The sequence below is a fragment of the Pantoea sp. S62 genome (genome assembly GCF_016658625.1).
Classification (GTDB): domain Bacteria; phylum Pseudomonadota; class Gammaproteobacteria; order Enterobacterales; family Enterobacteriaceae; genus Pantoea; species Pantoea vagans.
The window spans coordinates 1-11,503 of the sequence record NZ_JACVVI010000016.1 but is presented as its reverse complement, the minus strand read 5'-3'; the positions used below and the strand labels follow the sequence as shown (position 1 = coordinate 11,503).

Genomic DNA, 11,503 nt, shown 5'->3' with positions numbered 1-11,503 from the left:
AGCTGAAGCAGGCAGGCCAGGAAAATCATAACGCGCGCAAAGTGGACGTGCGCGCGAGGTGTAACTGAATCAGATAATGCGACCCAGCGTCTGACGCAGATGCGCGCCCGCGCCCAGCAGGCCAGGCTGATCGTGCGTGATCATATAGACCGGTATGCTGGCAACATAGTCACGAAAGCGGCCTTTGTCTTCGAAAGCGGCACGGAAACCTGACGCCTTAAAGAACTCCAGGAAACGTGGCACGATGCCACCCGCAATGTAGACGCCACCAAAGGTGCCGAGGTTCAATGCCAGATTGCCACCGAAACGGCCCATGATGACGCAGAACATCGACAGCGCACGACGGCAGTCGATGCAGCTATCATCCAGCGCACGTTGGCTGACATCTTTTGGCTTCAGGTTTTCCGGCACACGATTATCGACTTTAACAATCGCACGATAGAGGTTAACCAGACCGGCACCGGACAGGATACGTTCTGCTGAAACATGGCCCAGCTCCTCACGCAGCACTTCCAGAATCTGATCTTCTTCTTCGCTGTTAGCGGCGAAATCGACATGACCGCCCTCACCAGGCAGGCTGACCCAGCGTTTGTCCACGTGCACCAGATGGCTGACGCCTAATCCGGTACCGGCACCATAAATCGCGATAGGCTTGTCTTTCACCGGGGCTGTGCCGCCAAACTGAATCACGTTGTCGGCGGTCAGCATCGGAATCGCCATGGATACCGCAGTGAAGTCGTTAATGATTTCCAGGTGTTCAAAACCGATGTTCTCTTTGAGCTTGCGCGTAGAAAACGCCCAGTCATGGTTGGTCATTTCAACCCAGTCATCGGTAATCGGGCAGGCGATAGCGATACAGCCATCTTTAACATCCTGCTGTTGTTCATCAAGATAGTGGCGGATGACGGCTTCGAGGCTGTCGTATTCTGATGTTGAGAATGTTTTGGCCTGGGTGATGCTGCCGCTTTCCACCTCACACAGGGCGAGGCGTGCGTTAGTACCGCCGACATCGCCGACCAAGGCATAGGTTGTCATTCTTCTGTTGCTCCGCTTGGGGTCTTAAGAGTTGGAGGACACTATAAATTTCTGCCCATAAAACAACAACGCTCACCGGTGCGATTGGTGAGCGTCTTACTCAGGTGTGCTACAGCCTAACCGCGATAGTCCACCCTGCACAGCGGCAACTATCTGAATCTTAGCCGCCGTTGCGTTGATTCAGGCAGGCGGTGACTTTTCGTAACAGTGGCGGCAAATCCTCTTTCTGCATGACCACCTCAACCAGCGACAGCCATTGAGGTGCGGAAAGTCGCGCCATCACCTCGTCTAACTGCACCGTTTCACTGATGCGCCAGCTCTGCGCCTGGCCCTGCAGACTCAGTGCGTGCGGTAAGGCCGTCCAGTTCCACTGAGCAATATCATTATAACGCTGTGTTGCGCCATGAATGGCCCGTTCGACGGTATAGCCTTCATTATTCAGCAAAAAGATAATCAGTCGCTGCTCATCCCGCAGCATTGAACCCAGTTCCTGAATCGTCAGCTGTGCCGAACCGTCGCCGATAATCAGGATAACCCGGCGATCGGGGTCAGCGGTCTGTGCGCCAAACGCTGCCGGAAGAGTATAGCCGATTGATCCCCATAATGGCTGAACCACCAGCTGCGCCTGCGAGGGCAGTCGCAACGCAGCGGCACCAAAAGCGGCTGTCCCCTGCTCCGCCAGAATCAGGTCACCGGGTTGCAGAAAAGCCTGCATCGCCTGCCAGAAAGCCTGCTGACTGATCACGGCGGCCGGTGCAGCCGGTTGCACGGCAGACGGTGCTATGGCGGGCTGCCACTGCTGGCCGTAGTGTTCAAACAGCGGTTGCAGCTCGCTCAGCGCATCCGCCATCGACAGCGGTGCAAAATGCTCACCGCCCACGCTGGCGCTGAAGGGTTGCAGATCGATCAGTCGCTCAGGCGCAAACTGCTGCGTAAATCCTGCTGTAATCGTGTCAGTGAAACGCACCCCGACGCAGATCGCCACATCCACCAGCTCAATCTGTCCGCACACCTGACTCGCACTGGCTTCACCGGCATAAGTCCCCACATAACCCGGCTGCTGCTCGTCCAGTACGCCTTTGCCCATCAGCAGGCTGGCGCAGGGAATCGCACTCTTTTCACGCAGCGCGGCCAGGGCAGATTGCTGCTGCCAGCGCAGCGCCAGAAAATCGGCCAGCAGTGAAACGCGCTCTGCCGGTGCCAGCAATTGCTCCGCCGCGTCGCGGAAAGCGCGGCGCGCAGCGGGCGAAGAGGATTGATGACGGTTCAGGGGCTGAATAGGTGGCTGTACCTCAATGGCTGCCACGTCAACGGCCAGCGACAGATAGCCGGGACGACGGGCCTGTAACGCGTGCTCTATTACTCTGTCAATTTCAGCAGTGGCATTGTCGGCAGTAAGTTGCGCTGTTGCGGCACTGACTTCGGCGGCCATGCGTATGAAATGCCGGAAATCGCCATCGCCCAGCGAATGATGAACACAGTCACCCTGTAATTGCGCAGAAGTCGCTGGCGCGCCAACGATATGGATCACCGGCAGATACTCAGCATAACTGCCTGCGACGCCGTTAATCGCGCTGAGTTCGCCAACACCGAAGGTGGTTAACAGCGCGCCAGCACCGTTGCAGCGTGCATAGCCGTCCGCCGCATAGGCGGCATTAAGCTCATTGGCACAGCCCACCCAGCTGATTTCCGGATGGTCGATAACGCAGTCAAGAAACTGCAGGTTATAGTCGCCCGGCACGCCAAACAGATGCTTTATACCCATCTCCTGCAGACGGGTCAGCAGGTAGTCTCCAACAGTGAATGTGGACATTGCGCAATCCTTTCAGGGAAGAGTTGGGTTAAGTATCTGACAGCCGATGAAATTAGCGAGGAGTGCCACGCTTTCCGCCAGCCACAATGGCTGGAAAGCCGGCGTTACGCTGGCGGAATATTCTGTAAAAACGCGAACTGCTACGCGCTGTCACTGAGTGTAACCGTATACACTGATAGACTTTTGGCACATATCCCCGTTTTTACTCAGGAGCGCTGAATGTCCTCTTTCCCCCATCCCGATCGCTATCAACAGATGGAATACCGCCGCAGCGGCCGCAGCGGCATTAAACTGCCCGCCATTTCGCTGGGACTGTGGCACAACTTTGGTGACAGTACCCGGGTCGATAACAGTCGTGAGCTGCTGCGTCATGCGTTTGACCTCGGCATCACCCACTTCGACTTAGCGAATAACTACGGCCCGCCTCCTGGCTCAGCGGAGGAGAATTTCGGGCGTATTCTGCGGGAAGATTTTCGTGCCCATCGTGATGAGCTGATTATCTCCACTAAAGCGGGCTATACCATGTGGCAGGGGCCGTATGGCGACTGGGGTTCGCGTAAGTATCTGGTCGCCAGCCTGGATCAGAGCCTGAAGCGCATGGGGCTGGAGTATGTGGATATTTTCTATCATCACCGCCCCGATCCGGAAACACCGCTGGAAGAAACCATGCGCGCGCTGGATCATGTGGTGCGCCAGGGCAAAGCGCTTTACGCTGCCCTTTCTAACTATCCGGCCGATCTTGCTGCCAGGGCGATTGCTATCCTGCGCGATCTCGGCACGCCTTGTCTGATCCACCAGCCGCGCTATTCGATGTTTGAACGAACGCCTGAGCAGGGATTGATTCAGACGCTGGGTAATGAGGGCGTCGGCTGTATTGCCTTCTCACCGCTGGCGGGCGGCGTGCTCACCGATCGCTATCTGCAGGGCATCCCGGAAGATTCGCGTGCGGCCAGCGGCAGCAAATTCCTGACGGAGAATCAGTTGACGGATGAGAAGATGGAGAAGGTCCGTAAGCTGAACGTGATTGCCCAGCAGCGCGAGCAGAAGCTGGCGCAGATGGCGCTGGCGTGGGTGCTGCGCGATGATCGCGTCACCTCCGTGCTGATAGGGGCCAGTAAAACGGCCCAGATCGATGACGCGGTGGCCATGCTCGCCCGACGTCAGTTCAGCGACACGGAGTTAGCGGCGATTGACGCGGCCCTGCTGTAATTTTCCCCCGCCCGGCGCAGGCCGGGTGTTTTCTCGCCAGAATAGTCTCAATCCCCTTTCTCTCCCCAATTTCCTCACAATCTTCCGACACAATGATGCGGTAACGACAGCATTACGCAGGCATAATCACTGCGCCGCAACAGCATCAGACTGTTGATGAGGAGAATATAATGAAAAGAGCTCTTATTTTTGCTGCCCTGCTGGCGGTGTTGTCGCCGCTGGCAAACCACACAGCTGAGGCCTCCAGTGCCTCTATTACTCTGGCCCCCGGCGTTACGCTGAATCTGGGTGATCGCGACAATCGTGGTTATTACTGGGATGGCGGTCGCTGGCGTGAACCGCGCTGGTGGAATGATCGTTATTCCTATAACGAACGCCGCTGGTGGCGACACGAAGAGTGGCGTCGTCAGCAGCAGTGGGAGCGTGAACGTCGCTGGCATGAGCGCGACCGTGAGCGCCGCTGGGAACATCAGCATCGCCGCGATCGTGACTGGGATCGTCATGACCGTCGCGGGCCAGGCCCGCGTGGTTTTGGGCCTGGTGGTCCCGATCATCACGGACACGATCGCCACTAACAAAAAACGCCCGGCAAATGCCGGGCGTTTTTTTGTTTCCAGGACCCTTACAGCCCCAGCGCTTCGCCCACCAGCAGATAAAGATTCAGCGCAATCACCAGCAACACGATCAGTCGTCCGGTGTTCTGCATCAGGCGCGAGTTCACCATATCATCGCCCATCAGCTCGCGGTTGCCGGTAAAGGAGAGCAGCGGAATCAGCGCCAGCGCAATACCGAAGCTCAGCAGCACCTGACTCATCACCAGCACCTTTGTTGGATCCCATCCTGCCCAGATAACAATAAAGGAAGGCAGCATGGTGACAGTTCGCCGCACCCAGAGCGGAATATGGAAACGGATAAAGCCCTGCATCACCACCTGTCCCGCCAGCGTGCCGACCACCGTTGAGGAGAGTCCGGCAGCCACCAGGCTCAGACCAAATACCGTCGCCGCCGCCTGACCTAACAACGGCTGCAGCGTCAGATAGGCCTGGTCAAGCTCAGCGATTTTGCTGTGGCCGCTGAAGTGGAAGGCCGCCGCCGCGGTAGCCATCATCGCCAGGTTAACGAATCCGGCGATGGTCATGGCAATCGCCACATCCAGTTTGGTTGAAGAGTAACGCTGGCCTTTGCTGTCCTCACTTTTGCCCTGCGTCAGTGCGGAGTGCAGATAGATTACGTGCGGCATAATGGTCGCGCCCAGCACACCGGCTGCCAGGAAAACGGCATCCGACGTCGGTAGCGCGGGCAGCGCCATGCCGACCACCAGCTCTTTGACATTGGGCTGAGAAAAGAAGAGTTCGACGATATAGGCCGCCGCCACAAACAGTAGCAGTCCGCCAATTACCAGCTCCAGCGGTTTCTGACCGCGGCTCTGTAACATCAATATCAGGAACGTGGCGATGCCGGTCAGTACCGCGCCCTGCATCAGTGAGATACCGAGCAACAGCTTGAAGCCCAGCGCCGCGCCGATAAACTCCGCAAGGTCGGTGGCCATCGCAATAATTTCTGCCTGCACCCAGTAAAACCAGACGGCGGGACGAGGAAAGCGATCGCGGATATGCTCGGCGAGATTTTTGCCGGTGGCGATACCCAGCTTAGCGGACATCAGCTGGATCAGCATGGCCATGATGTTGGCCCACACCACCACCCACAGCAATTTGTAGCCGTAAGCAGCGCCCGCCTGAATGTTGGTCGCAAAGTTGCCCGGATCGATATAGCCGATAGCGGCAATAAAGGCGGGGCCCAGCAGTGCGAGTTTGACTTTTCTGACTCCGCGAGCGGCGCGCTCGGCGGTACGACTTTCAAACATATCCGGTACCCTGTCTGAACATTTGCCTGCCCCGCCAGCTTAGGGGTTAGCATGTGCAAGTGAAATTCGTTTATTGTTATCGGTGTAATAGATGCTGCTATAAAGTATAGCCATTGCTATATCTTACAGTAAAGGAGGTGATTGCTAAAAATGTGAGCAATAGTGTCACTCTACGCCCCGTGTAAAATATAGACAATAATTATGTGGTTATCTGGCGTGAATAATTTGTAAACAGGACGTGATCTCTGGAACTTTTCTGGAAAATATAGCGATAGCGAATACTTATATTGTGGTTCAGATCTCGTTTTTAAGTAACGCGTTACATAGAATACGCAACAAAATACAACCCTCCTCAAATTTGGAGCAACCATGTCCCATATTTTGCAATTTCTTTTAGCACTGGTGGTGGTCGGGATACTCTCCTTGCTGGTCAGTCACGATCGTAAAAGCATTCGCATTCGCTACATTATACAGCTACTGGTGATTGAAATTGTGCTCGCCTGGTTCTTCCTGAACTCAGAAGCGGGACTGGGTTTCGTCAAAGGCTTCGCGGGCTTCTTCGATCATCTGTTGAAGTATGCGGCTCAGGGAACCAACTTTGTCTTCGGCAACATGAGCGACAAAGGTCTGGCCTTCTTCTTCCTCAACGTACTGTGCCCAATCGTCTTTATCTCTGCCCTGATCGGTATTCTGCAGCACTTCCGTATCCTGCCGTGGGTGATCCGCGGTATCGGTACCGTGCTGTCGAAAGTGAATGGCATGGGAAAACTGGAATCTTTCAACGCCGTGAGTTCTCTGATACTGGGGCAGTCAGAAAACTTCATCGCCTATAAAGATATCCTGGGCAAGATGTCACAGCGCCGCATGTACACCATGGCCGCTACCGCAATGTCCACCGTTTCGATGTCTATCGTCGGCGCCTACATGACGATGCTGCAGCCAAAATATGTGGTCGCTGCACTGGTGCTCAACATGTTCAGTACCTTTATCGTGCTGTCGCTGATCAACCCGTACCGCGTTGAGAACGAAGAAGATCTGCAGCTGCAGGATCTGCATAAAGGTCAGAGCTTCTTCGAGATGCTGGGCGAATATATCCTGGCCGGTTTCCGCGTCGCGATTATCGTCGCCGCCATGCTGATTGGCTTTATCGCGCTGATTTCAGGCCTGAATGCGCTGTTTGATCTGATCTTCGGCATCAGCTTCCAGGGCGTTCTCGGCTTTGTCTTCTATCCGTTTGCCTGGATGATGGGTGTGCCTTCTGGCGAAGCGCTGCAGGTCGGCAGCATTATGGCGACCAAGCTGGTATCGAATGAGTTTGTAGCCATGATGGATCTGCAGAAAATCGCGGGTCAGTTGTCGCCAAATTCAGAAGGTATTCTGTCCGTGTTCCTGGTGTCATTCGCCAACTTCTCTTCAATCGGCATCGTGGCCGGTGCGATTAAAGGTCTGAACGAAGAACAGGGTAACGTGGTTTCCCGCTTTGGCCTGAAGCTGCTGTACGGCTCTACGCTGGTCAGCGTGCTCTCCGCCGCTATCGCCGGTCTGGTTCTGGCGTTCTGATACGGTTGTGAACATCAAAGGGCGAGCCTGGCTCGCCCTTTTCATTTTGCGCCATCCCTGCTCAGCTTCCGCTGATTCGTCCTTTCCGTTTTAGCGTTTCTTTCCTCTCTCTGCTTCCATTGCATACCCCGGTCACGTGTGGAGTTAAACCGTGCGCAACGGACAGCACAATGTCCCGCCAGGGGCGCTGGAGGCGTCACAGAAAGTATTTACAGTAAATAGCGTACGCAGCAGCGTAATGTAAATCGCAATGAAGATAGAGTCGCAGGAAAAGGCGAATGAAAGATAAATCGGAAAGGAGTTTGACAGCAACGTGTCAGAAAATGGTGGAGATAAGCGGGATCGAACCGCTGACCTCTTGCATGCCATGCAAGCGCTCTCCCAGCTGAGCTATACCCCCACATCTGGAATCGTTTTTCAGTGCCAAACTTCTGGGAAGAAGTTTGGTGGAGCTAAGCGGGATCGAACCGCTGACCTCCTGCATGCCATGCAGGCGCTCTCCCAGCTGAGCTATAGCCCCGAACCGAAAAACTGTCGCGTTAAGCGACGGACGGCATAATATGAAACCGCCTCCAGGGTGTCAACGGCAAAATGACATTCTCTGTTTGATCGCTGAAAAAGGCGGCAACCTGCGAAGTTTCAGCAGCATGCCACAGCTGAAAATCATGTCTGTTCCGGCAGGGCCGTTTTTTAACTGTTATTCAGTCTGCCGTCAGGTTAATTCCCGGTTAAATATGTTATAGGAATTTTCTTGTCTTCGTCTTTTTCGCGTGCAAAACTTAGCCCGCTAATTTAGTGGTCACCGGGACCCTCTCCCGCACACCACGCGTCCACCAGGCGTTATCGTCCCATTAATCATAAAAAAACTATTGAGATACTATGTCGCTGCATACACCTAAAGAAATCGCACAACTGGCGATCCAGTCAGGCGTGGCAAAAAGCCGTGCGCCTGTCAGCATCCTTCTGATTCTCGGCTTCATGGCGGGCGCATTTATTGCGACTGGCTTCCTGCTGGATCTTCACGTCATCAACACCCTGCCGGCTGAATGGGGCTCATTTGGTGGCCTGTTAGGTGCCGCTGTCTTCCCGGTAGGTATCATCATGACCGTGCTGGCAGGGGGTGAGCTGCTGACCGGTAATATGATGACCCTGCCGGTAGCCTGGTTCGCCCGCCGCATCAGCTTTATGAGCGTGGCGCGGAACTGGTTCTGGGTGACTCTGGCGAACTTCCTCGGCAGCGTGGCTGTCGCCTGGTTCTTTGGCCATATGCTGGGCATGACCGAAGGCGATTACCTGAAAAAGACCGTTGCGATTGCCTCTGCAAAAGTCCATGCCGATTTCCTGCACGCCTTTATTTCAGGCATTGGCTGTAACTGGCTGGTGTGTCTGGCGGTGTGGCTGGCGTTTGCCAGTAAAGATGTGGTCGGCAAGATCTTCGGCATGTGGTTCCCGGTGATGGCGTTTGTTGCCATTGGCTTCCAGCACGTTGTCGCCAACATGTTTATCATCCCGGCCGCCATTTTTGCCGGTCAGATGAGCTGGGCAGAGTATCTGCCTAACTTTGTTGCCGTCTTCCTGGGCAATGCCGTGGGCGGTGCCGTCTTCGTTGGCCTGGCTTACTTCCTTGCCTTCCGCCCAGCCGCAGAACCTGCCAGCAACCCGCAGTAATCCTGTTTTGCCTTTTGTCAAAAGACAAAAGGCAATTTCAGCCTCAGTTACTTTCCCCCGTTACGTTTTGCTGTAATATGTACCGCTAATGTATTTAACAGGGATAGCATCGTGAAAAAGGAATGGCTTACTCCCGAAGAGCTGGCTGCAGAAACGGGTTACAGTCGGCAAACGGTGAATAAATGGATTAAGCGAGAGAACTGGACAACTACGCCAAAGCCCGGTGTACAAGGCGGTAAGGCGCGTCTGATTCATATTGATGAACGCGTAAAAAGTTTTATTCAGTCGACACGCAATCTCAACGAACCCGCAGCGACCTATGGTGCAGTGGCGAATTCTTTACCTGCGTTATTGATAAGTTCCATCCAGCAAATGAGTCAGGATGAACAGGATCAGTTCACCGCGTTAATCTTACGTGAAGGGATTAAGGGCGTCATGCAGCGTCTGGGAATTGGTGAAGAGTAAAGAAACCGGAAGCGTGACGCTTCCGGCTAAGTTTATTAAGCCTGTGCTTCCCGCTCACTGATAAAGGCCAGAGCCTGCTCAATACGTGCCACACTTCGGCTGCGGCCAATCGCTTCAACAGTGACATCCAGACCCGGTGACTGACCGGCACCGGTCACCGCCACACGCAGCGGCATGCCGACTTTACCCATCCCCACTTCCAGCTCATCGGCGGTGCTCTGAATCGCCTGATGGACGTTTTCAGCGTTCCACTCAGTGATTGCGGCCAGCTTATCGCGCACCACTTCCAGCGGCTGACGCGCCACCGGACGAAGATGTTTCTTCGCGGCATCAGCATCAAACTCTGCAAAATCTTCATAGAAGTAGCGACAGGACGCCGCCATCTCTTTCAGCGTTTTGCAGCGCTCGCCCAGCAGGCTAACCAGTTTCGCCAGTTCAGGCCCGGTGCGGGTATCAATTTTCTGCTCTTCAATATGCCACTGCAGATGCGTCGCCACATATTCTGGCGGCAGCGTATTGATGTAGTGATGATTCAGCCACTGCAGCTTCTCGGTGTTGAACGCACTGGCAGACTTGCTGACAGCGTCCAGAGTAAACAGCTCAGTCATTTCAGGCACGCTGAAAATTTCCTGATCGCCATGTGACCAGCCCAGACGAACCAGGTAGTTGAGCAACGCTTCTGGCAAATAGCCATCATCACGATACTGCATCACCCCTACCGCACCATGACGCTTGGAGAGCTTTTTGCCATCATCGCCCAGGATCATTGAGACGTGGGCATAGACCGGAACCTGCGCGCCAATGGCTTTGAGAATGTTGATCTGACGTGGTGTGTTGTTGATGTGATCTTCACCGCGAATAACGTGCGTGATGCCCATATCCCAGTCATCCACCACGACGCAGAAGTTATAGGTTGGCGAACCATCGGTACGGCGGATAATCAGATCATCCAGTTCCTGGTTGCTGAACTCAATCGGGCCACGAATCTGGTCGTCAAAGATGACCGATCCTTCCTGCGGGTTGCGGAAGCGCACCACACACGGCTCGTCATCGGCATGATGTTCATGGCTGTCACGGCAGCGGCCGTCGTAACGCGGCTTTTCGTTGTTGGCCATCTGCTCTTCACGCAGCGCTTCCAGACGCTCTTTAGAGCAGTAGCATTTGTAAGCCGTGCCTGCTTCCAGCATTTCATCAATGACCGCGTTGTAGCGATCAAAACGTTTAGTCTGGTAGTAAGGGCCTTCGTTCCAGTCCAGACTGAGCCAGTTCATGCCATCCATGATGGCTTCGATAGCTTCCGGCGTGGAGCGTTCCAGATCGGTATCTTCAATACGCAGCACAAACTCGCCCTGGTTATGACGGGCAAAGAGCCAGGAGTAAAGTGCGGTACGGGCGCCACCGACATGCAGATAGCCGGTCGGGCTGGGCGCGAAGCGTGTTTTGATTTTCATTGAGTATTGCCTTAGATGCGCGGGTTCTCTGTCTGGATGACAAAAAACAGGTTAGACGCGAAAAAACAGTGGGCACATTCTAGCATCTGACGGTGAATCCTCAATGCATGCCCGCCGGTTGCCCTCCGGGAAAAGGGGCTTTTCTGTCAGTAAAACCAGCACATTGACTAAAAGCGCGACAGGATGTTTAAAAATAAACCGAACGCACATTTATGTTTTAAAAAGCGTTGACTCAAAATCAACTATCCCTATAATGCGACTCCACACAGCGGGGGTGATTAGCTCAGTTGGTAGAGCATCTCCCTTACAAGGAGGGGGTCGGCGGTTCGAACCCGTCATCACCCACCACTCTTAACAGGGTGCCCGCAGTGAACAGGTATGAAGATATGGGTGATTAGCTCAGTTGGTAGAGCATCTCCCTTACAAGGAGGGGGTCGG

Annotated in this window: 9 protein-coding genes and 3 tRNA genes; 6 read left to right on the top strand and 6 right to left on the bottom strand. The window is 54.6% G+C overall.

Annotated features, from left to right (window positions below):
• Positions 1–69: 69 nt before the first annotated feature.
• Together glk and ipdC are read right to left on the bottom strand one after the other, a co-directional pair.
• Positions 70–1,035, bottom strand: a complete 966-nt coding sequence (glk, locus tag IBT54_RS19465; protein ID WP_013358641.1) for a glucokinase — start codon at positions 1,033–1,035, stop codon at positions 70–72.
• 160 nt (positions 1,036–1,195) lie between these two features.
• Positions 1,196–2,848 (bottom strand): indolepyruvate decarboxylase, encoded by a 1,653-nt coding sequence (ipdC, locus tag IBT54_RS19460; RefSeq protein ID WP_201252776.1) that lies wholly within the window; start codon positions 2,846–2,848, stop codon positions 1,196–1,198.
• A gap of 219 nt (positions 2,849–3,067) precedes the next feature.
• Here ipdC and mgrA point away from each other — a divergent pair, with 219 nt between their 5' ends.
• Together mgrA and IBT54_RS19450 are read left to right on the top strand one after the other, a co-directional pair.
• On the top strand, positions 3,068–4,057 hold the full coding sequence (mgrA, locus tag IBT54_RS19455) for an L-glyceraldehyde 3-phosphate reductase (protein WP_201252775.1): 990 nt from the start codon (positions 3,068–3,070) through the stop codon (positions 4,055–4,057).
• Positions 4,058–4,227: 170 nt separating this feature from the next.
• A complete protein-coding gene (locus tag IBT54_RS19450; RefSeq protein ID WP_033783810.1) occupies positions 4,228–4,632 on the top strand; it encodes a DUF2502 domain-containing protein in 405 nt (134 codons plus the stop codon).
• Positions 4,633–4,679: 47 nt separating this feature from the next.
• On the opposite strand, the gene IBT54_RS19445 is transcribed toward IBT54_RS19450, so the two are convergent.
• Positions 4,680–5,921 carry an Nramp family divalent metal transporter gene (locus IBT54_RS19445; RefSeq protein ID WP_013358645.1) on the bottom strand — a complete coding sequence of 414 codons (1,242 nt, stop codon included), beginning with the start codon at positions 5,919–5,921 and terminating at the stop codon, positions 4,680–4,682.
• 369 nt (positions 5,922–6,290) lie between these two features.
• Here IBT54_RS19445 and IBT54_RS19440 point away from each other — a divergent pair, with 369 nt between their 5' ends.
• The gene (locus IBT54_RS19440) at positions 6,291–7,481 is read left to right on the top strand and encodes a NupC/NupG family nucleoside CNT transporter (RefSeq protein WP_013358646.1); all 1,191 of its coding nucleotides are present in this window, start codon (positions 6,291–6,293) and stop codon (positions 7,479–7,481) included.
• Positions 7,482–7,805: 324 nt separating this feature from the next.
• Here IBT54_RS19440 and IBT54_RS19435 read toward each other — a convergent pair.
• Positions 7,806–7,881: transfer RNA gene (locus IBT54_RS19435), tRNA-Ala, on the bottom strand.
• 44 nt (positions 7,882–7,925) lie between these two features.
• Positions 7,926–8,001, bottom strand: a tRNA-Ala gene (locus tag IBT54_RS19430).
• Positions 8,002–8,360: 359 nt separating this feature from the next.
• Between IBT54_RS19430 and IBT54_RS19425 the strand changes: the two genes are divergently transcribed.
• Together IBT54_RS19425 and IBT54_RS19420 are read left to right on the top strand one after the other, a co-directional pair.
• Positions 8,361–9,149, top strand: coding sequence for a formate/nitrite transporter family protein (locus IBT54_RS19425; RefSeq protein WP_013358647.1), 789 nt, complete (start codon positions 8,361–8,363; stop codon positions 9,147–9,149).
• A gap of 111 nt (positions 9,150–9,260) precedes the next feature.
• Positions 9,261–9,614 carry a YfeC-like transcriptional regulator gene (locus IBT54_RS19420; RefSeq protein ID WP_013358648.1) on the top strand — a complete coding sequence of 118 codons (354 nt, stop codon included), beginning with the start codon at positions 9,261–9,263 and terminating at the stop codon, positions 9,612–9,614.
• Between the two features lie 35 nt (positions 9,615–9,649).
• Here IBT54_RS19420 and gltX read toward each other — a convergent pair whose 3' ends face one another.
• Positions 9,650–11,065 (bottom strand): glutamate--tRNA ligase, encoded by a 1,416-nt coding sequence (gene gltX / locus IBT54_RS19415; RefSeq protein WP_013358649.1) that lies wholly within the window; start codon positions 11,063–11,065, stop codon positions 9,650–9,652.
• A gap of 272 nt (positions 11,066–11,337) precedes the next feature.
• On the opposite strand from gltX, the gene IBT54_RS19410 reads away from it, so the two are divergent.
• A tRNA-Val gene (locus IBT54_RS19410) sits at positions 11,338–11,413 on the top strand.
• Positions 11,414–11,503: the final 90 nt, after the last annotated feature.

What these genes read in the sequence shown, in the direction of transcription:
- glk (WP_013358641.1), bottom strand. Translation starts at nt 1,035, where the DNA reads ATGACAACCTATGCCTTGGTCGGCGATGTCGGCGGTACTAACGCACGC.
- ipdC (WP_201252776.1), bottom strand. Translation starts at nt 2,848, where the DNA reads ATGTCCACATTCACTGTTGGAGACTACCTGCTGACCCGTCTGCAGGAG.
- mgrA (WP_201252775.1), top strand. Translation starts at nt 3,068, where the DNA reads ATGTCCTCTTTCCCCCATCCCGATCGCTATCAACAGATGGAATACCGC.
- IBT54_RS19450 (WP_033783810.1), top strand. Translation starts at nt 4,228, where the DNA reads ATGAAAAGAGCTCTTATTTTTGCTGCCCTGCTGGCGGTGTTGTCGCCG.
- IBT54_RS19445 (WP_013358645.1), bottom strand. Translation starts at nt 5,921, where the DNA reads ATGTTTGAAAGTCGTACCGCCGAGCGCGCCGCTCGCGGAGTCAGAAAA.
- IBT54_RS19440 (WP_013358646.1), top strand. Translation starts at nt 6,291, where the DNA reads ATGTCCCATATTTTGCAATTTCTTTTAGCACTGGTGGTGGTCGGGATA.
- IBT54_RS19425 (WP_013358647.1), top strand. Translation starts at nt 8,361, where the DNA reads ATGTCGCTGCATACACCTAAAGAAATCGCACAACTGGCGATCCAGTCA.
- gltX (WP_013358649.1), bottom strand. Translation starts at nt 11,065, where the DNA reads ATGAAAATCAAAACACGCTTCGCGCCCAGCCCGACCGGCTATCTGCAT.